This is a genomic window from Bradyrhizobium sp. SZCCHNR1002 (assembly GCF_032381435.1).
Classification (GTDB): domain Bacteria; phylum Pseudomonadota; class Alphaproteobacteria; order Rhizobiales; family Xanthobacteraceae; genus Bradyrhizobium; species Bradyrhizobium aeschynomenes.
In genome coordinates, this window is the sequence record NZ_JAUHIS010000010.1 from 51,470 (window position 1) to 77,353 (window position 25,884).

A 25,884-nucleotide genomic window follows, 5' to 3' on the forward strand; every position below is an offset into this window, starting at 1 on the left:
ATCATTCATAATTGCATTGTAGCGTTCAGACGCTGAGGGCTACGCCCTTCCGCGGCGCCATTCGGCGCCGGCTTTATCTGTTGCGTGATCCACGTTTTCATCACTCAGGTGCTTTCCAAGGATGTCGTTCGATGCAAGAAGACACCGCCCGCGTCCGTGACGCCCTTCCTGGACAGATTTCTGTCTCGCCCGACAACCCCTGCCCCTTCCTGCGTGCGCTCGTCGCCGGCGGCTTCGTCGACGGCCACAGCGTCCCGCTGAAGACGATCGGTGATCGCGTCGAGGCGGCCAGCGGCGAGACCGGCTTGAAGAAGCGCATCGTCGGCATCGAAACCTTCGGCGTCGCGCTGATTGCCAACGGCTTCTCGCCGCTGCGACTGCTGAAGAGCCTGTGGTCGGGCGCCGATCTCGATCAGCTGCGCAACGGGCCGCTCGACAAGCATGGCGGCGGCTCGCGCATCCTCGACGCCGAAGCCAAGGTCCACCCGGACGAGATCGATCGGTTCGCGAGCTTCGGCAGCGATCATGCCGACCCCAATGGTGGCACCGAGCGCGGCCTGAACGCGGCGCAGATCCAGACCTTCATGAAGGCCAATCTGAAGCGCGACGGCGACAAGGCACGCTGGTACTTCCCCATCCTGATGCAGGGCGAGTGGCCGGTGCTGCTGAATATCCTGGGCAAGGGCGAGGGCGACGGCCGTTATCTGTCCGTCGCCGAGGTCCGTACGTTGTTTGTCGAGCGGCGCTTCCCGCAACGCATCGCGGCGCGGCTGATGGCCAAGCCGAAGCCCGCGAGCGTCATCTGGCGCATCGCCAAGACCTTGGTCAGCGCCGTGGTGCTGGCAGGCGCTGCCGTGCTCCTGGCCTGGATCGCCGCGCCGGATGCGGTGAGCGACAAGCTCAGCGCCATGCTGCCGAAGAAGGTCGCGGCCTTCATCCCGCCGGCGCTCCCGGAGGCGGAGCCGACCAAGGCGGCCTACTGGCTCGACCAGGGCTGGACGACCAAGGACCGGCACTGGTTCCATCACGTGACGCAGGGCACGGCCACCTTCCCGATTCCCTACAACTGGTTCATGGCGATGGAGCAGCCTTATCTGTCGCCGTTCGGCACGCCCGGCCTGATCTCCGACAGCGCCTATCTCGAGCGTTTCGGCTTCATCCCGAGCCCCAAGAGCGTCGATGGCGATCCCGGCGCGCTGCGGCCGTTCGGCTACGCAGCCAACGCGACCGCCAAGACCGACATCGCGCCAGCGCTGCCCGCCGGCCTGAAGCCGACGCCGGCCGGCAATGAAGGCGGCCTGCCGGTCGGATTTGCGCGGCTCTCCGGCGCCGCCGATCCGGCCACCGGCGCCGCGCAGTCCGACAAGATCGGCCTCACCTGCGCGGCCTGTCACGCCGGCAGCATCCACTACAAGGGCGTCAGCGTCCGCTTCGACGGCGGCCCGGGCATGGTCGACCTGCGCAAGCTCGAAGAAGCCATGGGCTTTGCGATGATCTTCACGCAATACGTCCCCGGCCGTTTCACGCGCTTTGCCGACCGCGTGCTCGGCCCCAATGCCTCCGACGCCGATCGCGACGCCCTGAAGAAGGGCCTGAAGGCCGCGACCGACTTCGCACTCAACATGCAGGCGAAGAACTACCAGAAAGCGATCGAAGCCAAGGGCCAGACCGAGACCGAGGAAGGCTTCGGCCGGCTCGATGCGCTCAACCGCATCGGCAACCAGGTGTTCTATCTCGACATGGCCGTGAGCGGCCTGCCGAACATGCTCGGCAACCAGGAGGCCATCGACGCGCCGGTGTCCTATCCGCCGATCTGGACCGTGCCCTGGTTCTCCTGGGCGCAGTATGACGGCTCGATCGCGCAGCCTCTGATCCGCAATGCCGGCGAGGCGCTCGGCGTCTTCGCGCAGATCAACTTCTCGCCGGAGACGGCGAGCGACAAGCTATGGCGCTCGTCGATGGCGATCGAGAACCTGCTCCATATCGAGGACATGCTGCGCGGCCCCGATCCGTTTGCGACGACGACGCCGGCGTTCGGCGGCCTGACGTCGCCGAAATGGCCGGAGAAGCTGTTCGCCGGCGACGACGCCTGGAAGGTGGACCAGGCTCGCGTCGAGCGCGGCCGCAAGCTCTACGCCACGGTCTGCGTCGAATGCCATCTCGGCCCGGTTGCCGATCCCGTGTTCGACAAGACCTATCCGGACAAGAGCTTCTGGAAGATCAAGCCGGCCGACGACTGGGAGAGCAAGGGCTGGAACGCCAAGGGCCCGATCCTCGACCTCGTGCAGAAGCCGGTCGATGCGATGCAGACCGACCCCGGTCAGGCCAGCATTCTCGCCACCCGCAAGGTCAAGGTGGCCGGCTTCCTGGAGGTCGACCCGGCCAAGGATCTGAAGGGCTGCAACCTGCCGCAGGGCTCGACTACCGACATGCCCTATGCGCTGGCGCTGATGGCCGTGGTGCAGAAGGCGAGCGACAAATGGATGGAGGACCGCAAGCTATCGCCGGCCGAGCAGGCGGCGCTGTGGGGCGACCGCAAGAACTGCCCGAACCCGGCCGGCAAGAGCTATCGCGCCCGCCCGCTGAACGGCGTCTGGGCCACGGCACCCTATCTGCACAATGGCTCGGTGCCGTCGCTGTACTGGATGCTGACCCCGGCCGCCGAGCGGCCCACCTCGTTCTGCCAGGGCGCGCGCGACTTCGATCCCAAGCATGTCGGCTTCGACGTGCCCAAGGGCGGCGAGACGGCGTGCAAGGTCGGGCAGTCTCTGTTCGCCGTCAAGGACAGCAGCGGCAAGCCGATCAAGGGCAACAGCACGCTCGGCCATTCCTTCGAGGGCCCGACCAAGCCCAACAAGGACTATCCGAACGGCATCATCGGTGGCGCCTTCTCCGAGGAGGAACGCTGGGACCTGATCGAGTATCTGAAGACGTTGTGAGGTCACCACGCGGCGCGCCTCGCTGATGGCGAGGCGCGCCGGCAGGCTCACGCCGCCCTCCAGACGCCGGGACGGAGGCAGCGCCGGATCATCGCACCCTGCTCGCTCAGGGAATGCAGCATGACCCAGCCATTGACGACGAGATCGCGCACACCGGGGTGACGCTGCATGACCTCGTCCATCGCGCCCTCCGGCGCGGCAATGAAGACGTTCAAACGCACCGGCTCGTGGATGAAGCCGGTGCCGTCATGCACCGACTGCCATGGCAGCCCGACCCTGAGATCACCGGCATTGCCTTCGAGCACGCCGAGCTGGCCGACGATGTTGTGCAGCACCTTGTTGCCGCTGCCGAAGGCGGCGTTGTTCACTGTCGAGCCGTAGTATTGCAGATTGATCCAGCTCGCGACCACCATCGGCGCCGTCATGATCAGCTCGAGCGTGCGATGGCCGTCGTCGCGCGCTTCCTCGTAGGAATGCAGGAAGGCACGGCCGCCGAGATCGAGCCCGCGGGTGAAGGTCCGCGGCGCGGCGATGAAGGCGGCGTTGCCGGCGAGTCCCCATTCGGGGCGCACCTGCGACCAGTCGCGGCTGCGCGCGATCACGGCTTCGTCGACATCGGATGTGTCGCGGATGCCGAGCAGCGCGCTGCGCTCGAGCCGCGCCAGCCGCGCAGCGTCTGCCAGCCGCGCCTTCAACCGCGACAGATCTGGCGCGAGCACGGCCGGAACGTCGTCTTCATCGAACAGCGTCACGGCATCGGTCGTGGTGTCGTGCAGCGCGCCGATGAACCAGCAATCGGCGGGAATGTCGATGCCCTTGGCGCGCAGGCCCTCGCGGACGCGCCAGTCGTTCAGCACGGCTGCGGCCACCCGCGCATTCGCCTCGCCGGTGTGGCCGCCGCAGGCGCCGCAATCGAGCCCCGAAGCATGCGGGTTGTTGACGGTCGTGCTGCCATGGCCGGCGAGCAGCACCAGCCGCGCGAACGGCCCGGTCAGCGACATCGCCTTCAGCACCGCTTCCGCCATCGCGATGCGCTGCGGATCGGTGAAGCCTGTGGCCCGGCCGCCGAGCTCGCCCGCTGTCAGTCGCGGCTGGACGCGGGCAGCGACCTCCGGATCGAGACCGTCGACGACCGGCGAGGGCACCGGCCGCGTCAGGCCGAGGCTGTCGGTCGCGATCTTGGCGGCAAAGCCGAGGCCGGCGGTCTCGACGAAGGAGAACGACGAGACGGCCGAGACCTTGAACGACTTCCACGCCTTGGCCACGCGCCGCCGCAGCAGCCGCAGGCCGAGCACCTCGGCTTCCTCGACGTCGTCAGCATCCTTGACCGCCTCGCAGACGATGAAGGCGGGCTTCAGCAGCACCGGGCATTGCGCGCCGCCCTTGCTGTGACCGATCGAAACATACTCGATCGGGAAGCCGAAGAATCCAGCGAAGCCGATGGTCTCGGCTTCGGGATAGGCGGTCTCCAGCGCGCGCCGGAATATCTCCGAGCGCACGTCGATGCAGAAGGCGGCCTGCACGGCTGGCCGCGCTGCCAGCCGCGCCGGGGCGGCCAGCGACCCGTGTGCCGCCAGCTTTGCAACGAGCGTCGTCCGGAACGCGATCTCATGGGCCTCGTGGAGGACCAGATCGATGGCGAGTTCGGGCGTCTCGTCCAACCGATGATCGGCCGGCAGCTTCGCCGCCTCCGCCATCGCCTGCGCCCAGGCGGTCTTGAACGCCGCGTCGGTGCGCGACTGGAACAGCGCAAAGCCCCAGGCCAGCCGGATCGCCAGCAGCTCCAGCAGCGTGTCGTCGCGCCGGCCATCGAGCTCTGCGGTCCAGCCGATGTAGCGCGCATAGGCCGACCAGCCGCCGAGATCGAACAGCGCCCGCACCAGATAGTCCTCGACCGCCCGTTCGGGAATGCCGAGCCGGTCGACGATCAGGCCGATCGCCTGCACCGGATCGCCCGGCAGCTCGGCGATCGCCTCGCGGAATCCGGTCAGGCCCATGACCTCCGGATTGCGGTCGTAGGCCGCGAGCTTCCGCCAAGCGGCGTAGGGCTTCAGCTTGCGCACCGGGCTCGGCCAGCTTGCCTGGCCCTCGTCGAAATAGCTGGCTGAGAACGCCGAGATCTCGTCGATCATGAAGGCGACCAGCGAGACGTAGCGATCGCCCTCGGCGAGCCGGTCGAGCACCTCGGCGACCGTCGCCACCACGGCGGGCGGCGACGATCGTTCGGCATCGGCACGCGCCTTCTGCTTGAGCGCTTCGACGTCGAGGCCCGTCGAGGGATGCAGCGCGAGCGCCTGCGCCAGCGCTGCATCGTCGATCCGGCCGTCGTCGAGCGCCTGCCGATAGTACGCCCGCGGCATCAGCATCCGCGTGCGCACCACGCGCTCGAAGGTCGCCGCCGTCGCGGCGAAGCTCTGCGAGGTGAAGCCGAGGAACGGGTTGACCGCGACGAAGTGCTTGAGCGGCCACAGCGGCGCAACCCGCTGGCAGGCGCTGTCGATGCAAGCCATCAGCGCCGCATCGGCGGTGGTGTCGATCGGGTCCGTCATCGTCATGGCAAGGGCGGCCTGGGTCATGGGAGATCTCGGATCATGGGTTGGATGGAGAGGAGGTCGAGGTGCGGGGCCAGACCGTCAGCACGAGCCGGTTGGCGAGCGTGTTGAGATAGAGGCCGTTGCGCAGGTGGACGTAACAGGCGATCCAGAACGGCGCGTCGGCGCGGCGCATCATCTGGTTCTGAAACACGGTGACGGCCGCGAACGAGACCACCACGGCCGCCGCGATTAGCATCGGCACGAGACCATCCACCGGCCGCGCCGCCGGGAAGCTGCCGGCCACCAGCCAGGCCATGCCCGTCTGCAGCGTGAAATAGAGCAGCGCGACGCCGACAGCGGTGACCGCGGCGCGGGCGACGACGAAGCCGTTCGGCCGCTCGTCGATGGCATTGGCCATCAGGTGCACCAGACCCATCAGCAGCACCGCGCCAAGCGCGACCTGCGCCGGATTGCTCCGCAAGGTCATGCCGAAGGCGAGCCCGGTCAGCAGCGCCAGACCAATCACCGCGACCAGCGCCAGGATGAGCCGTGCCGCATGCGGCTGGCCGCCCGGGCTCGGCGTCCACGATGCCCGGGCGAGATCGATGATGCTGCCCGAGGACAGGAAGGCGTGCGCCTTGTAGAGCGAGTGCGCCACGATGTGGAGCAGCGCCGCGGAGAAGGCGCCGAGGCCGCATTGCAGCAGCATGAAGCCCATCTGCGCGACTGTCGAATAAGCGAGCTGGACCTTCACCGAGGTCTGCGTCAGCATCACCAGCGAGCCGAACAGCGCGGTGGCGCCGCCGACGACCGCGAGCACGTCGAGCGCCGGCGTCGCCAGCAGCAGCACGTCGCTGAGCCGGAGCACCAGGAAGCCGCCGGCATTGATGATGCCGGCATGCAGCAGCGCCGACACCGGCGTGGGCGTCTCCATCACCTCGATCAGCCAGCCATGTAGTGGCAGCTGGGCGGATTTGAACATCGCAGTCGCGACGATCAGCAACGCGGCGATCGTGACCAGCGTCGATTCTGCCCCCTCCCCCGCCCGGGCGTGGGCGGCGAGGCTACCGATCTCGAGGGTACCGAACCGGACGTAGAGCAGCAGCGCCGCGAGCGCGAGGAAGGCGTCGCCGAGCCGGCTCGCCACGAACTTCTTGCGCGCGGCCCGGATCGCGGCCGGCCGGGTGCCGTAGAACAGCAGCAGCTTGCCGAGCGCCAGACTGGTGGCGACCCAGGCGGCGAACAGCAGCACGAGATTGCCGGAGATCGGCAGCATCAGCACCGCCGCCAAGGTCAGCAGCAGCCAGCGCGTGAACCGGACCTGGCCCGGATCGCCGTCGAGATAGTTGCGGCTATAGCTGATGACGACCACGCCGATGAAGCTGACAAGCACGGAGAGGATCGCGCCGAGCGCATCGAGCTGCAGCGACAGTCCAAGCCCGTAGCCGCCGAGCAGCGGCGTCCGCCCTGCCCCGATGATCGCTGCGCCCAGGCTTGCGACCGAGGCAATGGCGAGGGCGACCGCAGCAGCCGCGATCGCGTTGCGGGTGACGGCTCTGGCGCTGCCGACGGTGCCGGCGAGGCCGGCGACGGCGAGCGTGAGGGGCGCAAGCGCTGCGAGACAAGGAAGGAACTGGTTCATGGCGGCCCGGTCGGTTGGTCGGATGAGACGATGTCGCCCTGCTTACCGGCTGCGGTTCCTTGTTAAAATTTCAATGATTGAACGTGATCGTTGTAAAATATAGAACGGTGCCATGCCGCATCTGAACTACCATCACCTGCGCTATTTCTGGATCATCGCCAGCGAAGGCAGCATGAGCCGGGCGGCGCAGCGCCTCAACGTCTCGCCCTCCTCGCTGTCGGTGCAGGTCAAGGCGCTGGAGGAACAGCTCGGGCAGAAGCTGTTCGAGCGCACCGGGCGCACCCTGCAGCTGACCGAGGCCGGACGAATCGCGCTCGACTATGCCGGCAGCGTATTCAGATCCGGCCATGAGCTGATCGAGACGCTGTCCGGTCTGCGCCCTGGCCGGCAGCTGCTGCGGGTCGGCGCCGCGGCCAATCTGTCGCGCAACTTCCAGATCGCCTTCCTGAAGCCGCTGATCGGCCGCGGCGATGTCGAGCTGATCATCCGCACCGGCCAGTTCGCCGACCTCCTGGAGCAGCTCGACGCGCACAAGCTCGACCTCGTGCTCGCCAACCATCCGGCGGCGCCGGACACGCGCAGCAATTTCGACAACACGCTGCTCGACGAGCAGCGCGTCAGCCTGGTCAGCCGCAAGCCGTCCAAGGCCGCCCGCTTTCGCTTTCCGCAGGATCTCGCGACGACGCCGGTGATCCTGCCCGGCCGCGGCAGCGCCCTGCGCTCCGCCTTCGATGCGCTGGTCGGGTCGAGCGGCATCCGCCCCATCATCGCCGCCGAGGTCGACGACATGGCGATGCTGCGCCTGATGGCGCGCGAGAGCGGCGCGGTGACCCTGGTGCCGTCGATCGTCGTCATCGACGAACTGCGCTCCGGCGTACTGGTCGAGCGCGCCCGGCTGAGCGCGCTCAAGGAGCAGTTCTTCGCCGTAAGCCAGCAGCGCCGCTATCCGAATCCGCTGGTCGCCGAACTGATCGGATCGCGCGGCAAGAAGGCGGGTTGAGGCCATACCACTCGCTGCCCGATACAACGCCCTCTCCCCCAAGGCGAAGCGAAGCTTCGCCAGGGTGGGAGAGGGCATCGCCAGCCTGTCTGAGCATTCGGTCGGGTGAGGGGTCTCTCTCCGCGCGTGGCGCCCGATGAAGCAGACCCCTCACCCAAACGAGTGAGCCGCACCGTCCTGCATGCCCTCTCCCGCAAGGGGAGAGGGCGCAATCATGAGCAACGCAATCATGTCCCATGCCTGTCCTCATATGTGATGACAACGCTATCGCACATGGACATACTACACGGATGTCAAACAGCCTAAATCACACGGGATCGCGCTCTCGCGGCCAAGGCGGCCCGAGCTTTGCGCTTGTTCACCCTCCGCTGATCACGGGAGGGCGCAGGGAAGGCCGGACCTCGACTGAGGCCCGTGGCCCCCGTGCGGACAAGAATGCACGGGGCAGGAACCACAGGTTCAGCCGGACAGACCCGGCCTTCCCTGCGCGATGGCTTTACGAATTATACGCGATCTCCCCGGTGTCCGGCTCTTAGCCACCGTCGCCCGCGCGCCTCATCAGGAGCACACGAGCTTGACGCCAGCATCGGGGCGTCAGGACCACGCGATTTCTCCGTGCGCAGCGGATCGTTCGTCGGCATGATTGCTCACGCTGCGACCCGCCGCGCCCACCGCATCCAGCCTCCCACGCTCGTGACGACCGCGATACGCCCCTCCTCGCGGAGACCGGACGCGCGCAGACTACACGAATCTTGAATTACGTAAATCAGAATATTTTTCGCCGCAGGGCTGGACAAGGTTGTGCGGGGCAAGCCCGTCGGGCAAATCAGTTGCGGCTCACGCGAAAGCGACCAGGTCGATCAGATAATGCGCGAGGATCACTGGCCATAACGCCACCGATCGCTGCAGCATCAGGGCTAGACCTGCGCCGATCAGCGCCGCCGTCGTGACGTTTCCAAGTCCCGTCCACCAATGATAGACACCGAAGAGAATAGACGAAACGAGGACGATCGAGATGCGATTCTTGTCCAGCCATAGCCGCAACACATGTCCGACACAGCGGCGGAAGACGATCTCCTCGCTGACGGCGACCAGAGCGAGACCGACGACGAGATCGAACAGATATAGCCAACCCTCGGGACGAGGATAGCTTCCGAAGACCGTCCCAGGAAACATCCCGTTGATGACGGCGCTCATTGGCTGGCAGAGACGTTCGGCCAACGACAGACCGACGACCCAGAGCCCGGTCTCCGAGGGGACGATGCGTGTCTGCTCCCGTCGAAACGCGGCCATTCGTACGGAGGGGATCGCTGCGGCGACCACGAGCGCACCAAGCCGGCCGGCGTAGTCAAAGGCGATCCAGCCGAGCGCTTCGTGCTGGTGCAGCCGCATCACCTGGGACACGATCATCGGTGCAAGCACAGCCGCGAGCCCCGCAACCGCGGCACCTCTGGCCGCCTTGTCGCTGGGATTTCCGATCTCGCGCACGAACTGGCTTCCGGATGTTTGACGACGCAGCAGACTCCGTTCGATGCGAACGTCAATCGTTCACGCGTGAAGCCCTGCGCGACTGACCGATGCCAGCCCCGCTGGGGATTTGCTAGACGGTGCTTCAGTGTAGAGAAAATTGATGGACGATTGGCATGCAGGAGTTCGCCAATCTTGCGGACCAACTCCCAACACGCGTCAAACCGGGAGCCAGTCCGCTTTGCGGACGGCCCGATCAGAACATCGCGGGCGGGCTCACGTTGACGCCGTGCTGGACCAGCACGAGCGACGCGACGACGCCGGTGAGTGCGAACATCGTCACGAGGCCGAAGCCGGAATTGAGGGCGTGGGGACCAAGTAGTTTTCGCGCGATCATCTTCAACATAATTGTCTCCTCCTGGAAATATCAACGCGCATCACTAGAGGGACGGCGCGTTACCGGGGGGTTTCCAAGCTTGGAGAGATCGGCGCGTGGTGAATGCATCCTTGTGTGCGCCGTGGGTCTGGCATGAAGTCCGCTTAACGCTGCCGGCGCATTCGGATCTGCCTTGTCGTCGAGCCGCGAGGCGGCCGTCCCAACCCGAGTCGGTCCATCTGCGGCACCGAGGGGGGCCATCCCCGCTTTGATTAAACACACTCAAAATGATATACATTTCGAATCGTCGCGTAAGGGTTGTTTTCATTCGCGTCTGATCGGCTGTTCTTTTCACACCGTTACTTCAATGATTTTCAGGAGATTATAGTGATGACGAGCACCAGCAATGCCGTTCCGATCGTTTTCGAGAACCTCAGCAAACAAGACGTCTGGGTGCAATTCCTCAACGGGTCGTTCGGACCCGGCCAACTCGGCGGGAGCGGCACGGTCCCGCTCAGCGGCAACACCGGTTATGCGTTGTCGGCCCTGGAGGGGATCGTTCCGGCCTATTCGGCCACGCAGAAGATTCCCAACGTCTTTCTCGACAACTTCACCAATGGCCGGATCTATCTGAACTTCGGATCGAGTGGCCTGTCGGGGCTGGGCAACGGCTATCAGCCGGCGCCGCAGAATCCCAGCGACGCCAACTACAACACGTCCTATGCATATCTGGAGACCAACATCTTCGGCAACACGCAGAACAATCTCGACATCAGCGACATCGATTTCGCCAGCATGGCGCTGGAGGCCAGCACCTGGAGAAGCGGCAAGCAGGTCGGGGCGCTGAAGTTCAACGACTCCAAGCCCGGCGCCATCGGCGCGAACATGGAGGCGCTGGGGACGCTATCCGGCGGAACGGCGGTGGTCGGGAATTACGTTCGCGTCATCGGCCCTGGCCTGACCAGCGGCTACCCGAACTGGAGTGCGTATTTCACCTTCCTGGCGTCGCAGGGACCGACGAAGATCGCCGGCTATTACGGCGGGCAGGCGGGCGGCAGCGGGCCGACCTCCGCTCACCACTACGCGCTGACCGCGAGCTTCGGAAGCGCCGACGTCACACTCACGGGCACCATCACCAAGGCCGGCTCGCGGACGCCGGAGGCCACGACGATCGTCATCACCTACGCCAACCTGAACCAGCCAACCGGCGTCTATGGCTGCAACCCGTCCTACACGGTGAACGGCGGAACGCCGACAGCGGGGATCGTCAACGACGTCTATGGCTGGATCGTCGGCGATCTCCTCGCCGGGCTCAGCTACGGCTTCCCCGGCAGCACCACGCAGGTGACGGTCGACGGCAAGTCGACGGCGCTCGGCGACGTGAGCTCCACGACCTGGTTCGAGCTGGCCAAGAGCACCCCGTCGCTGATGTTCGCCGGCGCGCAGAGCAACAGCGCCTACTACAATCAGTACGCGGCGCAGATCGCCGCCATATCGGGCGACTTCTACGGCTTTCCGTTCTCCGACCGCGTGCAGCAGCCGCTGCTGTACTTCCCGCCGCTCGGTCAGTCCGGCGGCGTGGACTATCTGAAGATCACGATCCTGCCGGTCGCCTATCCGGCCTGACGCGTCGCGCCCGCGTGCCCATTGCGCCGAATGAGCACGCGGGCTGCCCTCGCATCAATGCTGCGCGCCCCGCGCGGCCGTAATGGCCCAGGCGAGGAAGATGGCGATGACGTCCTCCAGGTGATTGGGTCCGCAGAAGGCCTCGAAGACCTTGCCCCGAACGTGGCAGTGGCACCAGTCATCGTCATCGTCGCCCTGAACCTTCACCTCCGTGAAGGGACGCTCCGCCAATGCCGTGGCGGACAGGTCGATCCTGAGGGTCCATCCCGGATTGTCCAGGGTGCCGATCTTGATCCCGTATTGATGCTCCCACTGGCCGTCGCATTGGGAGGCGTACCAATCCTGAAGGGCTTTCAGAGGGTCGCGCTGATCCCGCATCTGCATCCCATCCGTTGACGACGTCCGGTCCGGGACCGATCGGTCGGAGACATTTGCGGCCTGCGTCCCGGTACGGCGGACCGGTGCAGGATGATGCAAGTCGCTGATCCGCGCGAGAGCCGCCGGAGCACAGTCTCGGGAGCGACTCTCGGCCACCATCACCTCGCCTCGTTCATCGCCGCGGCGGCCAGCAACGCGGCTTCGATCGTGTCCCGGGTCTTGCCGAGATGGGCCGTCATGATGCTCACCGCACGCTCGGTGTCGCGCGCCACCGTCGCCTCCATCAACTCGCGATGCTCGCGAGCCGCGTCGCGCTTGCCCCGGTCGGTCTTGCGGGCGAGGTCGAGGTAACGCTCATTGTGCGCCGACAGCAGATCGCGCACCCGCAACATCCAGGTGCTGCCGCAGGCCTGCGCCAGCGCGGCGTGGAAGTCGCCATGGGCCAGTGTCCAGGCCGGCGAGAAGCTGCCGTCGTCGGCGGCAATCGGCGTCGCCGCCAGACGATGATGGGCGGCAACGACCGCCGTTTCCCATTCGAGATCGCCGTTGGCGATGGCGCGGCGCAGGCATTTGGTCTCGACCTCGATGCGCATGTCCGTGAGGTCGCGCAGATCGGCAATCGACACGGGGGCAACGCGAAAGCCGCGTTGTGGCAGCGCCGTCACCAGCCCCTCCGCCGTCAGCCTGGCCAGCGCCTCGCGGATGGCGCCGGTGCTGACGGAGAACGCCGCGCCGAGTTCGCTGATCTTGAGCTTCTCCTCCGGCCGATAGAGGCCGGCGAGCAGGCTGGCGCGGAGCCGTTCATAGGTAGTCTGTGTGGCGCTTGCGGACATGGCTCGCTCGATGACTCACAATACGATAGCAGAACCAGAAAATAGATTTTCTATAAAAAGTATATTTTTATTGCCCGTCGCCCGGGACGTCCCTATGCTTCGATACAAGGCCGCCGCCAGCGCGGCCATCAGGGAGGTGTCCATGCGAAGCGTGATTGCAGCTGCAGGCTTGCTCATCGTGTCGTCGATGCCGGGTGCGCCGGCCAGGGCGGAGGATCAGCCGGGTATCACGGCCACCGAGATCCGCATCGGACAGACCATGCCCTATAGCGGGCCGGTGTCCGCCTTCGGCATCCTCGGCAAGGGCGAGGTGGCCTATTTCAAGATGGTCAACGATCGCGGCGGCATCAACGGGCGCAAGGTCAATCTGCTCTCGCTGGACGACGGCTACGTGCCGCCCAAGACGGTCGAGCAGACGCGGCGGCTGGTCGAGAGCGACGAGGTCGCCTTCATCTTCTCGACCATGGGCACCGCGCACAACACCGCGATCGCCAAATATCTGCAGGGCAAGAAGGTGCCGCAGCTGTTCGTGGCTTCCGGTGCCTCGAAGTTCGGCGATCCCGCGCAGTTTCCGCTGGCGCTGATGGGCGTGATGGCACCGTTCCGCAACGAGGCGCGGATGTATGCGCGCTACGCGCTGCAGAAGAAGCCGGATGCGACCTTTGCCATTCTCGCGCAGAACGACGATTTCGGCCGCGACTATCTCGCCGGGCTGAAGGACGTGCTCGGCGAACGCTTCGACACGGCGGTGACGGTGGCGAGCTACGAGTCCACCGAGCCGACCATCGACTCGCAGATCGTGAAGCTGAAATCCTCCGGCGCCGATGCGCTGATCATCGCCGCGACGCCGAAATTCGCCGCGCAGGCAATCCGCAAGACCTTCGAGATCAACTGGCGGCCGATGACGTTCCTGACCAACGTCTCGGTGTGGATGTCCTCGGTGATGGAGCCGGCCGGCCTCGAGGCCGGCACCGGCATCATCTCGACCGCCTACGTCAAGGACCCGCTCGATCCGGCCTGGGCCGACGATCTCGGCGTCAAGGGCTGGCGCGACTACATGGCCAAATACGTGCCCGACGGCGACATCCGCGATTCCAACTACGTCAACGGCTACAACAACGGCATGGCGCTGGAGCACGTGCTCAAGGCCGCCGGCAACGATTTGTCGCGCGAGAACATCCTGAAGCAGGCGCTGTCGATCAAGGACCTGGAGCTGCCGATGCTGCTGCCCGGCATCAAGGTCAACACGTCGGAGGGCGACCATCTGCCGGTCGAGCAGGTGCAGTTCATGCGCTTCACCGGCAAGCAGTGGGAGCGCTTCGGCGAGGTGCTCTCGACGAGATAGTCGAAGGCAACCCGTTGCCGCTGCTGCATCGATCGTGTGCGGCTGACCTGTCACGCCGGCCATGAAATGCAGGGACGGATCGGGCCGTGGCTGTCCGGCTCAGAGCCCCCGCGCTCCGGAATCGTCGCTGCCCTGCGCCTGCACTTGCTCGAGCGGCACATCGAGCCGCCAGACGAAGCCTTCGGGCGGAAAGGCAAGTTGCACCTCCGCCTGCAGTGCCAGGCGCGGATTGCGATCAATCATCACACTGCCGAACCCGGTCCGCTCTGGCGCCGCAACGGCAGGGCCGCCGCTCTCGCGCCAGACTATTCGTAGGCGCTTGCCGTTCGCTTCATCGATGACCGCGCAGGCGATGGAAACCTGCCCGGCGGCGCCGGACAGCGATCCGTATTTGGTCGCGTTCGTGCCGAGCTCGTGGATCGCCAGACCGATCGTCTCGCTGGCGGCGGGGGACAGCAAGACATCGAGATCCCCTGTCAGGATGATCCGGCTCCCGACGAGATCACCGACCGGTGCGAGTTGGGACGAAATCAGCTCGCCGAGCCGCGCGCCGCTCCAATTGTGCTGGGTCAGCAGATCCTGGTTGCGCCCCAACGCCGCGAGCCGACTCGCCAAGGCGTCCGAATCGTGCCGGTCGACAGTTCTCATCACAATAGCCTGGACGACCGTGATCATGTTCTTGGCGCGATGGTTCACCTCCCCCATCAGCAGCCGGATCTTCTCTTCGCTCTGGAGCTGCGCGGTGATGTCGGTGTTGGTTCCGAACCAGCGCCAGATCTGGCCGGTGTCGTCCAGCACCGGCTTGGCTCGTGACAGGAACCAGCGGTAGGTGCCGTCCTTGCCGCGCAGCGGAAAGGTGTCCTCCCATTCGACGCCGGAATCCCAGCTTTCCTGAATGCGCGCCTTCACCCGCTCGACATGATCGGGATGATGCACGCTGGTCCAGCCCCAGCCCTTCATTTGCTCGATGGTTGTACCTGTGTAGTCGTACCAGCGCTCGTTGTACCAGAAGATCGATCCATCGCGATCGGCGATCCAGGCAAGCTGGGCGATGTTGTTCGCCAGCATCCTGAACTGACGTTCGCTGTCGGCCAGCCTGTTTCTCAGCTCGATCGTCCGGCTGATGTCGCTGGCGATCTTCGAGGCACCGACGATCGTCCCGGCCCTGTCTCGGATCGGTGACACGCATATCTCGACCGGGATCGGCAATCCCTGCTTGTTGAGCCGCACCGTCTCGAAGCGAGGCACGATCTCGCCCGCGCCGACCCTTTCGATGATGTGCTCCTCCTCGCGGAGCCGGTCGGCAGGAATGATGGTGCGGATCGAGCGGCCTACGATTTCTCGTGCAGACCAGCCAAAGATGTCCTCTGCGGCGCGATTCCAGCTCCGGATCGTGCCTTGCAAATCTTTTGAGATGATGGCGTCGAAAGAGTTCGCGACGATTGCCGCCAGATGCGCATCACTTGTCCCGCTATTCCTGCGGCCCATTGCAAGCCAGACCCTGCCTTTTTCACGGCAAGGAAAACACAAATTTGCGCAGCTGCAAACAATAGACTTGGGCCACCGGAGGCATATGGCGGAGCTTGACGGAAAAGCCGAATGCCGGCGCTCGAAGCCGCGCATGACGGATCATCGCTGTCATCGTGACAATCCGGAGGTTATGATCCTGCGCGCTACAGGAGCACTGCATTTCCGATGTCCGAGACCGATTCCCTCACGTTGAAATTTCGTTGCCCCAAGGAGCTCGAAGGCCGCATTCCGCAGCCGGTGCCGGCGCCGATGGGCGTTCCCGAATGGGTCAAGAGCATGCCCGCGACGGCGTTCAGCGCGCTCAACCAGGCGGAGGAGCAGACCGTCAAGCGCTGCCCGCCGTTCATCGACGCGATGACGACGGGTTTCCTGATTCCGCTGATCTGCGATCTCAAGGTCGAGGACGGCGGCATCAGCTGGGACAACGAGCTGCCGCCGGGCGGCGCCATCGATTTTCCGCGTTCGCCGATCAGCTTTCACGACGTCTCGCAGGTCACGGGATCGCCGCTGTTCGAGGCCGACCGCTTCCTGCTCAAGTTTCACAATCTGTGGACGATCGAGGCGCCCGACGGCTGGGCGCTGCTGTTCACCCACCCCGTGAACCGCTTCGACCTGCCGTTCACCACGGTGACCGGCCTCGTCGACAGCGATCGCTTCCACGACAGCTTCGTGCACTTCCCGGCGCATTGGCACGACACGGCATTTCGTGGCGTGCTGCCGAAGGGGACGCCGGTCGCGCAATGCATCCCGGTGAAACGGCAGACATGGGCGATGCAGACCTCGGCCTTCACCGAGGAGGAGATTGCCGACATTCACGAGGTGCGCGACGCGCTCAAGCGCGAAACCGGCGTCTATCGCAAGAGGTTCAGGGCTTGAGGGTCCCGTCGGCGCCAAGGAATTTGGCGGCCGCGCTCGGACGGAAGAAGAAGCGGCCATGCGAGGTCACCGCCAGCGTGTAGGCCGCACGGGTCAGCAGATGCGGCCGGCCGCGCACCACCGTGCGCAGCGCCGCCTGGGCACCGTCGCGATCGCCCATCTCGGCCAGGCACATCGCCAGATTGGCGCGGGTCTGGGTATCCTCCGGCCGCAGCCCCAGCGCATGGCGGTAGGTGCCGGCGGCCTCCGCGTAGTCGCCATCCAGAAAATGCACCCAGGCGAGTTCGACCAGGACGTCCGGACGCCCCGGCGCCGCCTCGCGCGCCGCGACGAGATTGTCCCGCGCACGCGCGCGCTCATTGGCCTGCAGGCAGAGCCGCGCGAGATCGAGCTTGAGATCGACACTGTCGGGCGATAGCGCCTGCGCCTCCTCGATGACTGCGATGGCCTCGCCGAGGTCGCCGGATTTCGCCAGCCGTCCGGCGAGTTCCTGAAAGGCAGGGAAGAACGGCGGGCGCCGCGCCGCGGTCTTGCGCAATTGCGCGATCCCATCGGCTGCACGCCGCGACTCGCACAAGGCCGCGCCCAGCAACGTCTCCAGCTCCGGATCAGGGCCGCGCAGCGCCGCCTTCTCCAGCGCCGCCACCGCCTCGCCCGCGCGCTGCTGGCCGAGCAGGGCATGGGAATGAACGAGCAGCGCGGCGCGATCGGTCCTGGCCGTGCGCAGGATCGAGGCAGCGATCTGCTCGGCACGCGCAAACTGCCGCGCACGCAAGGCGTGGATCGCCTCCTGCAGCGCCTGGGCCTGCAACCTGTTCTGCGCCTTGCTCACGACCAATCATCACCACGCGAGGAGAAGATCGGTAGGTCTAGCCCGCAAGGCGACAGGGTGTCCAGCAACAGGCAGAACGCGGCCGGATCTACGATCTGGCCGTCATTCCGGGGCAATCGGCGATGCGTGGCCGCGACGCGGCCGCGCGTCAACGATTGAACCCGGAATCTCGAGCTATCGAAAAAGAATGCCAGACAATTTCGAGATTCCGGGCTCAAGGCCTGCGGCCTTGCCCCGGAATGACGCCGGGTTGTGATGCAGATCAGCTCAGCCGAACAGCGGCGTTCCCGGCACGAAGGCGTCGAACGCGGCCCAGAACTGCGAACGGTAGCGGTCCTGCTCCTGCAGGATCTCGTGCTTGGCGCCGGCGATGACGAGATGCGAGCCGGCGCGCAGATGATAGGCGAACTCCTCGATCGCGGCTGTCGACACCACGCTATCGCTGGAGGCGGCCAGCATCAGGATCGGCTGGCGGATCTGCGACGGGTAGCTGACACCGCGGAAGGTCGCCATGGCCGAGAAGGCGGCATCGGCCCAGGCCACCGTGGGCGAGGCGATGCCCAGCGTCGGATCCTCCTCGAGGATCGCGGCGTTGCGCGCATAACGCACGGGATCCGAGGTCAGCGGATTGTTGACGAAAGGCGCGAGCCCGCTGATCTCGTCATTGCCGCCGGGCACGTAGCGACCGCCCTGCCCTGCGATCCGCATCGCGCGCAGCAGCAGCCGCGCCGGCAGCGAGGTGCGCCGGCCCGGCAGATCGATCATCGGCGCCGACAGCACGACGCGGTCGAACCAACGCTTGCCGGAATGAGCGAGCCGCAGCAGCACGGTTCCGCCCATCGAATGCGCCAGCGCGAAATAAGGCGGCGGACAGTCCGGCAGCACCACCTCGGTGACGAAGGTCTCGACGTCGACCTCGTAGTCCGAGAACGAGCGCACATAGCCCTTGCGCGTGTCGCGCAGGCGCCGCGACGAATGGCCCTGGCCGCGCCAGTCGATGATGGCGACCGCAAAGCCGCGATCGCGCAGATCGCGTACCGTCTCGAAATACTTCTCGATCGACTCGCTGCGTCCCGTGAACACGCAGACGGTGCCCTTGCGCCCGGCCGGTGGCGCCCAGCGCGCAAACCGCAGCTCGGCGCCATCCGGAGTCTTGATGGTGCCGGCGGTGGCGTCTTCGGGAACGGGATTGGCGGGAATCGAGACGAGCGTCATGAGGCGCCCATCGAATAGGTGAACGGCAGTGGGAATCAAGGGGTGGAACGGCAAAAAGAGCCGCTTTCGGGGACCCTTGAACGCCAAAACGTCCGACCCATATCGAGATCGTGCAGGCCGTCACGGCTGCACGACAGCCCGGCCCGATGGCGGGCGGGTTTGCCAATAGTCGCTCAATGGAGGACTTTGACCATGCGTACCTACGACCTGACCCCGTTCTATCGTTCCACCGTCGGTTTCGACCGTCTGTTCTCGATGCTCGACCAGGCGACCGCCGAGCCCAGCCCCGGCTACCCGCCCTACAATATCGAGCGCACCGGTGAGAACGCCTACCGCATCACCGTCGCCGTCTCCGGCTTTGGCAAGGATGAGCTCTCCCTCGTCGCGAAGGAAAACACGCTGACGATCAAGGGCGAGAAGGCCGCCAACGAGAACGGCAAGAAGAGCGAGGTGCTGTATCGCGGCATCGCCGCCCGCGCGTTCGAGCGCAGCTTCCAGCTCGCCGACCACGTGGTGGTGAAGAACGCCAGCCTCGAGAACGGCCTGCTCCACGTCGACCTCGTCCGCGAGATCCCCGAGGCCAAGAAGCCGCGGTCGATTCCGATCTCGACCAATGCGCAAGCCGTCGAGCAGCCGGCGATCGAGGGCACCGCCGAGAAGGCCGCCGCGTAACCGGCACGACGGCACTCCACAGACACGAACGCCCCGGGCAACCGGGGCGTTTTTTTTCGCTCTGTCAGCTGGATGGGATCGCGCGCGATCACCCGGAGATGCCGGACCGCCGCTCACCGCTGTCATGCCCGCGAAAGCGGGCATCCAGTACGCCGCGGCGGCGGTGATGAACCGAGATGCCGGTGGCTACTGGATCGCCCGGTCGAGCCAGGCGATGACAGTTGTGGGTGGGGCAGCGGCGGGGGCAGACGCTCCGCGGAAGTTTTCAGCCTCAGTTATTCCAGCCCCTGGGCCGGCGGCATCTTCGCGGTCGGTAGGATCTGCGGCGCTGGCTTGGCTGCCGGCGCGGCGATCGATCCGGTCGTCTGCGGCGCGGCCGCGGCCGACTGGACGGGTTTGGCATCCGACGGCTTCGCTTCGGTTGCCTTGGCCTCCGATGGCTTGGCGTCAGACGACGTGGCCTCGGCCGGTTTGACCTCGCCTGCCTTCGGCGCGTCGGCCTTCGGATCGGCCTTGGCCTCGACCGGCTTCGTCTCGGCCGGCTTCACGTCCGCGGGCTTAGTCTCGGCCGGCTTGATGTCCGCGGGCCTGGGCGCGACCGGCCTGGCTGCCTCTGCTGGCTTCGGGTTGAGCGCCGCCGTCTGCGGCGGGGGAGCGACCGGCCGCGCGGCGGGCGTCGGCACCTTCGGCAGCTGCGCCGGCATTGCATTGGCGACCCGGGGCGCCGCCGGCGGCACCAGCCGCGGGTCGGCGCGGATCACGGTCGGCGGCGGCAGCCGGTCGAGGCCACCGCGCGGCGCCGGCTCGTAGCGCATGCGTTCGTAGTCGTCGCCCCACTGGAACGCCGGCACGAAGCGGATGATGCGCCCGGAGCGGGCATCGACCACGAGCTTGCCGTCCTCGCCCTGGCGGTCGAGCACCGCCACGACATAGACATTGCCGCGCTGGCGCGGCGCGCCGAGCGGCGAGAAGCCGTTGTCGCGCAGGATGGCATAGACCTCATGCACCGGCAGGAACGCCGGCGCATAGCCATAGTCCTGCTGGTAACCGTCGCGATACCCATCCTGGCGGTACACCGGCGCCGGCGGCGCGTAGCGCTCCTCGCGGTAGCCGTAGTCCGGGGCCGGACGATAGCCGTAGCGCGGCGGCGGCGCGGGCAAGACGGCCGGCGGCGCGTCGGAATAAGGCGCATCGAAATCGGAGACCGCCGTGTACGACCCGCGCAGACCCGATGGCGGCAGCGGCTCGGCCTGGGCGGCAAAGGCTGCGATCAACGAGGCCGAGACGGCTCCAACTAGCAACTTCATGGCTCAAAGCTCCTGCATGCCCCCGCACGTGAAGCTGTTCGCTTCTTCTCAAGTGGGCGGACGTTCTGCCGTGATTCCGGCGGCCCTGGGTCGGAGACGGGGCAGGAACAGGGCGAAAGGTTTCAAAAATGCGCGCGGCGCGTGATCGGTGCGGCGGCTCGCCCGAGAAAAACGGAAGATTTGCCGGGGAATGCGCGCGATGGGGAGCCCGGAGCTCAGGACTCCGCTGCGCTTGTGTGATAGGTTAAAGTTTGGCATCTTGCGGTTTAGGACAGAATTGCTGTCTAAAATTTCGTTGCAAAGGTGACCGAGACTTTGCAATGATGTTACGGCGCCCAATCACGTTACGACATGGGGCGCTGCGACATGACCAGGCCGTGGTCGTCCAGCGGGGACATGGTCCCCCGGCGACTGGCCTGAATTCTGCAAATGCGGCTCGCTGAAAAGGACGAGCGTTGGCTCCGGAGAGGGGCCCGCGCAGCGCCCGGGGTGCGCCGGACTGTGTACCGGACTGTGGTGAAGGCCCTGACCAATAACTGATGGGGACGGATATGAGCGGATCGAAGGTCGAGCACGGGAAGTTGGGCGGCGCGGTGCTGGCTGTGGATTCGCATGAAAAACCGGCCGAGATCACCCGCGAGTTGCATACGTGGCGCCCGGAAGCCGAAGGCCTTTATGACCCCGCGCAGGAGAAGGATTCCTGTGGCGTCGGCTTCATCGCCAACATCAAGGGCCAGAAGTCGCACCAGATCGTCTCGGACGCGCTGAACATCCTGTGCAACCTCGAGCACCGCGGCGCCGTCGGCGCCGACCCGCGCTTCGGCGACGGCGCCGGCATCCTGGTGCAGATCCCGCACGCGTTCTTCTCGCGCAAGGCTGGGGAGCTCGGCTTCACGCTGCCCCCTCCCGGCGAATACGCCATCGGCGCGCTGTTCATGCCGCGCGACGAAGCGTGGCGGAACGTCATCAAGAGCATCATCGCCGACCAGATCGAGGACGAGGGCCTGGTCCTGCTCGGCTGGCGCGACGTGCCGACCGACAACTCCTCGCTGGGCGTGACGGTCAAGCCGACCGAGCCGCGCAGCATGCAGGTGTTCATCGGCCGCAACGGCGCCGCCAAGACCGAGGACGAGTTCGAGCGCAAGCTCTACATCCTCAGAAAGTCGATCTCGCAGGCGATCTATCAGCGCCGCGACCGCGGCATGTCGGGCTACTATCCGTGCTCGATGTCGTGCCGGACCGTGATCTACAAGGGCATGTTCCTGGCCGACCAGCTCGGCAAGTACTACGCCGATCTGCACGAGCCGGACTTCGAGAGCGCGCTGGCGCTGGTGCACCAGCGCTTCTCGACCAACACCTTCCCGACCTGGTCGCTGGCGCACCCCTACCGGATGATCGCGCATAACGGCGAGATCAATACCCTGCGCGGCAACGTCAACTGGATGGCGGCGCGGCAGGCGTCGGTGTCGTCGGAGCTGTTCGGCAAGGACATCAGCCGGCTCTGGCCGATCTCCTATGAAGGCCAGTCCGACACCGCCTGCTTCGACAACGCGCTCGAATTCCTGGTGCAGGGCGGCTACTCGCTGCCGCACGCGGTCATGATGATGATCCCGGAGGCGTGGGCCGGCAATCCCTTGATGAGCGAGGAGCGCCGCTCGTTCTACGAATATCATGCCGCGCTGATGGAGCCGTGGGACGGCCCGGCCGCGATCGCCTTCACCGACGGCCGCCAGATCGGCGCCACGCTCGACCGCAACGGCCTGCGGCCGGCGCGCTATCTCGTGACCAAGGACGACCGCATCGTGATGGCGTCCGAAATGGGCGTCCTGAAGATTCCGGAGGACCAGATCGTCACCAAGTGGCGGCTGCAGCCGGGCAAGATGCTGCTGGTCGATCTCGAGCAGGGCCGCCTGATCCCGGACGACGAGATCAAGGCGCAGCTCGCCGCCAGCCATCCCTATACCGAGTGGCTCGCCCGGACCCAGATCCAGGTCGAGAAGCTGCCGGACGCGCCGACCAAGGGCGCGCGGACCAATTTGCCGCTGCTCGATCGCCAGCAGGCGTTCGGCTACACGGCCGAGGACATCAACATCCTGATGACCCCGATGGCCGCCACCGGCGAGGAGGCGACCGGCTCGATGGGCAACGACGCGCCGATCTCGGCGCTGTCGGACAAGCCCAAGCTCTTGTTCACCTACTTCAAGCAGAACTTCGCCCAGGTCACCAACCCGCCGATCGACCCGATCCGCGAGGAGTTGGTGATGAGCCTGGTGTCGATCATCGGCCCGCGCCCGAACCTGTTCGACCTCGAAGGCGTCGCCTCGACCAAGCGGCTCGAAGTGCATCAGCCGATCCTGACCGATGCGGACCTCGAGAAGATCCGCTCGATCTCGGAGGTCTCCGACAGCCACTTCGTCTCGCGCACGCTCGATACCACCTTCGATGCGAGCCTGGGCGCCGCCGGCTTCGAGCAGGTGCTCGACGATCTCTGCGGCCGCGCCGAAGCAGCCGTCCGCGAGGGCGTCAACATCATCATCCTGTCCGACCGCATGGTCTCGAACGACCGGATCCCGATCCCGTCGCTGCTCGCCTGCGCCGCCGTGCATCATCATCTGATCCGCACCGGCCTGCGCACGTCGGTCGGTCTCGTCGTCGAGAGCGGTGAGCCGCGCGAGGTGCATCACTTCGCGTGTCTGGCCGGCTATGGCGCCGAGGCGATCAACCCGTATCTCGCCTTCGAGACCATCGTCGCGCTAAAGGACAAGCTGCCGGGCGCGCTGAGCGACTACGAGGTCGTCAAGCGCTATATCAAGTCGATCGGCAAGGGCCTGCTCAAGGTCATGTCGAAGATGGGCATCTCGACCTACCAGTCCTATTGCGGCGCGCAGATCTTCGACGCGGTCGGCCTCAAGGCCGAGTTCGTGCAGAAGTTCTTTTACGGCACCCACACCCGCGTCGAAGGCGTCGGCCTGGCCGAGATCGCCGAAGAAACCGCGCGCCGCCACCGCGATGCGTTCGGCGACGCGCTGGTCTACAAGTCCGCGCTCGACGTCGGCGGCGAATATGCCTTCCGCACCCGCGGCGAGGACCATGCGTGGACCGCCGAGTCCGTCGCGACGCTCCAGCACGCCGTGCGCGGCAACTCCAAGGACCGCTATCAGGCGTTTGCAAAACTGCTCAACGAGCAGTCCGAGCGGTTGTTGACGCTGCGCGGCCTGTTCCGGATCAAGTCGGCCGAGGACGACAAGCGCAAGCCGGTCCCGCTCGACGAGGTCGAGCCGGCCAAGGAGATCGTCAGGCGCTTCGCCACCGGCGCGATGAGCTTCGGCTCGATCTCGCGCGAGGCGCATACGACCTTGGCGATCGCCATGAACCGGATCGGCGGCAAGTCGAACACCGGCGAGGGCGGCGAGGAAGCCGACCGCTTCAAGCCGCTGCCCAACGGCGATTCCATGCGCTCGGCGATCAAGCAGGTCGCGTCTGGCCGGTTCGGCGTAACGACGGAGTATCTCGTCAACTCCGACATGATGCAGATCAAGATGGCGCAGGGCGCGAAGCCCGGCGAAGGCGGCCAGCTGCCCGGCCACAAGGTCGATGCGACCATCGCCAAGGTACGCCACTCGACCCCTGGTGTCGGCCTGATCTCGCCGCCGCCGCACCACGACATCTACTCGATCGAGGATCTTGCGCAGCTGATCTACGACCTGAAGAACGTTAATCCCGACGGTCAGGTCTCGGTCAAGCTGGTGTCCGAGATCGGCGTCGGCACGGTTGCCGCCGGCGTTGCGAAAGCGCGCGCCGACCATGTGACGATCGCGGGCTTCGAGGGCGGCACCGGCGCCTCTCCCCTCACCTCGATCAAGCATGCCGGCTCGCCGTGGGAGATCGGCCTTGCCGAAACCCACCAGACGCTGGTGCGCGAGCGGCTGCGCAGCCGCATCGTGGTCCAGGTCGACGGCGGCTTCCGCACCGGACGTGACGTCGTGATCGGCGCACTCCTTGGCGCCGACGAGTTCGGCTTCGCCACGGCGCCGCTGATCGCGGCCGGCTGCATCATGATGCGCAAGTGCCACCTCAACACCTGCCCGGTCGGCGTTGCCACCCAGGACCCGGTGCTGCGCAAGCGCTTCACCGGCCAGCCGGAGCACGTCATCAACTACTTCTTCTTCGTGGCCGAAGAGGTCCGCGAGATCATGGCAGCGCTCGGCTACCGCTCGTTCAACGAGATGGTCGGCCAGGTGCAGATGCTCGACCAGTCCAAGCTGGTGGCGCATTGGAAGGCCAAGGGTCTCGACTTCTCAAAACTGTTCGTGAAGCAGAAGGAAGCGCCGGGCCAGAAGATCTTCCATTCGGAGAAGCAGGATCATCACCTCGACGCCGTGCTCGACCGCAGGCTGATCGAGCAGGCCAGGCCCGCGCTCGACCGCGGCGCCCCGGTCAAGATCGAGGCCGAGATCAACAACACCGACCGTTCGGCGGGCGCGATGCTTTCCGGCGCGGTGGCCAAGATCTACGGCCATGCCGGCCTGCCGCAGGACACGATTCATGTCAGCCTGAAGGGCACCGCCGGCCAGGCGTTCGGTGCGTGGCTCGCCAACGGCGTCACCTTCGAGCTCGAAGGCGAAGGCAATGACTATGTCGGCAAGGGCCTGTCGGGCGGCCGCATCATCGTCAAGCCGCCGCGCAACTCCGGCATCGTGCCGGAGGAGTCGATCATCGTCGGCAACACCGTGATGTACGGCGCCATCTCCGGCGAGTGCTTCTTCCGCGGCATCGCCGGCGAGCGCTTCGCGGTGCGTAACTCGGGCGCAGTCGCCGTCGTCGAGGGCGCGGGCGATCATTGCTGCGAGTACATGACCGGCGGCATCGTGGTCGTGCTCGGCAAGACCGGGCGCAACTTCGCGGCGGGCATGTCGGGTGGCGTCGCCTATGTGCTCGACGAGGCCGGCGACTTCGACAAGCATTGCAACATGGCAATGGTCGAACTCGAGCCGGTGCTGTCGGAGGAGATGATCGCCGAGGACACCTATCACCAGATGGGCGACCTCGAGGCGCACGGCCGGGTCGACGTGTTCAAGAACCTGCTGGCGTCCGATGTCGAGCGCCTGCACGTTCTGATCTCGCGTCACGCCAAGGCCACCGGCTCCAAGCGCGCCGCCGACATCCTGGCGAACTGGAAGGAGTTTGCGCCGAAGTTCCGCAAGGTCATGCCGGTCGAGTACCGCCGCGCCCTTCGCGAGCTCGCGGCCAAGACCGACGCCGAGCCGAAGATCGCGATCGGGGCTTGATGTTGCTCCTCATGTGAGGAGGCG

General features: G+C 66.0%; 17 protein-coding genes. 7 read left to right on the forward strand and 10 right to left on the reverse strand.

Annotated features, from left to right (window positions below; all coding sequences use genetic code 11):
- Positions 1-131: 131 nt before the first annotated feature.
- Positions 132-2,939: a di-heme-cytochrome C peroxidase gene (locus tag QX108_RS31815; protein WP_315784362.1), complete on the forward strand. Its 2,808-nt coding sequence runs from the start codon at positions 132-134 to the stop codon at positions 2,937-2,939.
- Between the two features lie 47 nt (positions 2,940-2,986).
- Here the strand turns inward: QX108_RS31815 and QX108_RS31820 are convergent, their stop codons facing one another.
- The gene (locus QX108_RS31820) at positions 2,987-5,515 is read right to left on the reverse strand and encodes a DUF2309 domain-containing protein (RefSeq protein WP_315784360.1); all 2,529 of its coding nucleotides are present in this window, start codon (positions 5,513-5,515) and stop codon (positions 2,987-2,989) included.
- 13 nt (positions 5,516-5,528) lie between these two features.
- A complete protein-coding gene (locus QX108_RS31825) occupies positions 5,529-7,115 on the reverse strand; it encodes an NADH-quinone oxidoreductase subunit L (RefSeq protein ID WP_315784359.1) in 1,587 nt (528 codons plus the stop codon).
- A gap of 112 nt (positions 7,116-7,227) precedes the next feature.
- Between QX108_RS31825 and QX108_RS31830 the strand changes: the two genes are divergently transcribed.
- On the forward strand, positions 7,228-8,115 hold the full coding sequence (locus QX108_RS31830) for a LysR family transcriptional regulator (RefSeq protein WP_315784357.1): 888 nt from the start codon (positions 7,228-7,230) through the stop codon (positions 8,113-8,115).
- An 837-nt stretch (positions 8,116-8,952) separates the two neighbouring features.
- Here the strand turns inward: QX108_RS31830 and QX108_RS31835 are convergent.
- Both QX108_RS31835 and QX108_RS31840 read right to left on the reverse strand, forming a co-directional pair.
- Positions 8,953-9,603, reverse strand: a complete 651-nt coding sequence (locus tag QX108_RS31835; protein ID WP_315784355.1) for a CPBP family intramembrane glutamic endopeptidase — start codon at positions 9,601-9,603, stop codon at positions 8,953-8,955.
- A gap of 235 nt (positions 9,604-9,838) precedes the next feature.
- Entirely contained in the window at positions 9,839-9,988 is a 150-nt protein-coding gene (locus tag QX108_RS31840) for a hypothetical protein (RefSeq protein WP_315784353.1), read from the reverse strand.
- Between the two features lie 360 nt (positions 9,989-10,348).
- Between QX108_RS31840 and QX108_RS31845 the strand changes: the two genes are divergently transcribed.
- A complete protein-coding gene (locus tag QX108_RS31845) occupies positions 10,349-11,584 on the forward strand; it encodes a hypothetical protein (protein WP_172132220.1) in 1,236 nt (411 codons plus the stop codon).
- A 54-nt stretch (positions 11,585-11,638) separates the two neighbouring features.
- Here the strand turns inward: QX108_RS31845 and QX108_RS31850 are convergent, their stop codons facing one another.
- Both QX108_RS31850 and QX108_RS31855 read right to left on the reverse strand, forming a co-directional pair.
- On the reverse strand, positions 11,639-11,962 hold the full coding sequence (locus QX108_RS31850; protein ID WP_315784350.1) for an immunity 53 family protein: 324 nt from the start codon (positions 11,960-11,962) through the stop codon (positions 11,639-11,641).
- A 158-nt stretch (positions 11,963-12,120) separates the two neighbouring features.
- Positions 12,121-12,795, reverse strand: a complete 675-nt coding sequence (locus QX108_RS31855) for a GntR family transcriptional regulator (RefSeq protein ID WP_315784348.1) — start codon at positions 12,793-12,795, stop codon at positions 12,121-12,123.
- A gap of 142 nt (positions 12,796-12,937) precedes the next feature.
- Between QX108_RS31855 and QX108_RS31860 the strand changes: the two genes are divergently transcribed.
- Entirely contained in the window at positions 12,938-14,140 is a 1,203-nt protein-coding gene (locus QX108_RS31860) for an ABC transporter substrate-binding protein (protein WP_315784345.1), read from the forward strand.
- Between the two features lie 99 nt (positions 14,141-14,239).
- Here the strand turns inward: QX108_RS31860 and QX108_RS31865 are convergent, their stop codons facing one another.
- Positions 14,240-15,628: a PAS domain S-box protein gene (locus QX108_RS31865; protein WP_315784343.1), complete on the reverse strand. Its 1,389-nt coding sequence runs from the start codon at positions 15,626-15,628 to the stop codon at positions 14,240-14,242.
- A 207-nt stretch (positions 15,629-15,835) separates the two neighbouring features.
- Here QX108_RS31865 and QX108_RS31870 point away from each other — a divergent pair, with 207 nt between their 5' ends.
- On the forward strand, positions 15,836-16,546 hold the full coding sequence (locus tag QX108_RS31870; protein ID WP_172132217.1) for a hypothetical protein: 711 nt from the start codon (positions 15,836-15,838) through the stop codon (positions 16,544-16,546).
- Here QX108_RS31870 and QX108_RS31875 read toward each other — a convergent pair.
- Both QX108_RS31875 and QX108_RS31880 read right to left on the reverse strand, forming a co-directional pair.
- Positions 16,536-17,378, reverse strand: a complete 843-nt coding sequence (locus tag QX108_RS31875) for a tetratricopeptide repeat protein (protein WP_315784341.1) — start codon at positions 17,376-17,378, stop codon at positions 16,536-16,538. The genes QX108_RS31870 and QX108_RS31875 overlap by 11 nt on opposite strands.
- A 267-nt stretch (positions 17,379-17,645) precedes the next feature.
- The gene (locus QX108_RS31880) at positions 17,646-18,593 is read right to left on the reverse strand and encodes an alpha/beta hydrolase (RefSeq protein WP_315784340.1); all 948 of its coding nucleotides are present in this window, start codon (positions 18,591-18,593) and stop codon (positions 17,646-17,648) included.
- Positions 18,594-18,785: 192 nt separating this feature from the next.
- Here QX108_RS31880 and QX108_RS31885 point away from each other — a divergent pair, with 192 nt between their 5' ends.
- Positions 18,786-19,265 (forward strand): Hsp20 family protein, encoded by a 480-nt coding sequence (locus QX108_RS31885; protein WP_315784338.1) that lies wholly within the window; start codon positions 18,786-18,788, stop codon positions 19,263-19,265.
- Positions 19,266-19,540: 275 nt separating this feature from the next.
- Here QX108_RS31885 and QX108_RS31890 read toward each other — a convergent pair whose 3' ends face one another.
- Complete coding sequence (locus QX108_RS31890) at positions 19,541-20,572, reverse strand: hypothetical protein (RefSeq protein WP_315784336.1); 1,032 nt, start codon at positions 20,570-20,572, stop codon at positions 19,541-19,543.
- A gap of 551 nt (positions 20,573-21,123) precedes the next feature.
- Here QX108_RS31890 and gltB point away from each other — a divergent pair.
- Positions 21,124-25,860, forward strand: a complete 4,737-nt coding sequence (gene gltB / locus QX108_RS31895; protein ID WP_315784334.1) for a glutamate synthase large subunit — start codon at positions 21,124-21,126, stop codon at positions 25,858-25,860.
- The last annotated feature ends 24 nt before the right edge of the window (positions 25,861-25,884 follow it).

What these genes read in the sequence shown, in the direction of transcription:
- QX108_RS31870 (WP_172132217.1), top strand. Translation starts at nt 15,836, where the DNA reads ATGTCCGAGACCGATTCCCTCACGTTGAAATTTCGTTGCCCCAAGGAG.
- QX108_RS31825 (WP_315784359.1), bottom strand. Translation starts at nt 7,115, where the DNA reads ATGAACCAGTTCCTTCCTTGTCTCGCAGCGCTTGCGCCCCTCACGCTC.
- QX108_RS31860 (WP_315784345.1), top strand. Translation starts at nt 12,938, where the DNA reads ATGCGAAGCGTGATTGCAGCTGCAGGCTTGCTCATCGTGTCGTCGATG.
- QX108_RS31815 (WP_315784362.1), top strand. Translation starts at nt 132, where the DNA reads ATGCAAGAAGACACCGCCCGCGTCCGTGACGCCCTTCCTGGACAGATT.
- QX108_RS31890 (WP_315784336.1), bottom strand. Translation starts at nt 20,572, where the DNA reads ATGAAGTTGCTAGTTGGAGCCGTCTCGGCCTCGTTGATCGCAGCCTTT.
- QX108_RS31830 (WP_315784357.1), top strand. Translation starts at nt 7,228, where the DNA reads ATGCCGCATCTGAACTACCATCACCTGCGCTATTTCTGGATCATCGCC.
- QX108_RS31855 (WP_315784348.1), bottom strand. Translation starts at nt 12,795, where the DNA reads ATGTCCGCAAGCGCCACACAGACTACCTATGAACGGCTCCGCGCCAGC.
- QX108_RS31840 (WP_315784353.1), bottom strand. Translation starts at nt 9,988, where the DNA reads ATGTTGAAGATGATCGCGCGAAAACTACTTGGTCCCCACGCCCTCAAT.
- gltB (WP_315784334.1), top strand. Translation starts at nt 21,124, where the DNA reads ATGAGCGGATCGAAGGTCGAGCACGGGAAGTTGGGCGGCGCGGTGCTG.
- QX108_RS31880 (WP_315784340.1), bottom strand. Translation starts at nt 18,593, where the DNA reads ATGACGCTCGTCTCGATTCCCGCCAATCCCGTTCCCGAAGACGCCACC.
- QX108_RS31885 (WP_315784338.1), top strand. Translation starts at nt 18,786, where the DNA reads ATGCGTACCTACGACCTGACCCCGTTCTATCGTTCCACCGTCGGTTTC.
- QX108_RS31845 (WP_172132220.1), top strand. Translation starts at nt 10,349, where the DNA reads ATGACGAGCACCAGCAATGCCGTTCCGATCGTTTTCGAGAACCTCAGC.
- QX108_RS31865 (WP_315784343.1), bottom strand. Translation starts at nt 15,628, where the DNA reads ATGGGCCGCAGGAATAGCGGGACAAGTGATGCGCATCTGGCGGCAATC.
- QX108_RS31820 (WP_315784360.1), bottom strand. Translation starts at nt 5,515, where the DNA reads ATGACCCAGGCCGCCCTTGCCATGACGATGACGGACCCGATCGACACC.
- QX108_RS31850 (WP_315784350.1), bottom strand. Translation starts at nt 11,962, where the DNA reads ATGCGGGATCAGCGCGACCCTCTGAAAGCCCTTCAGGATTGGTACGCC.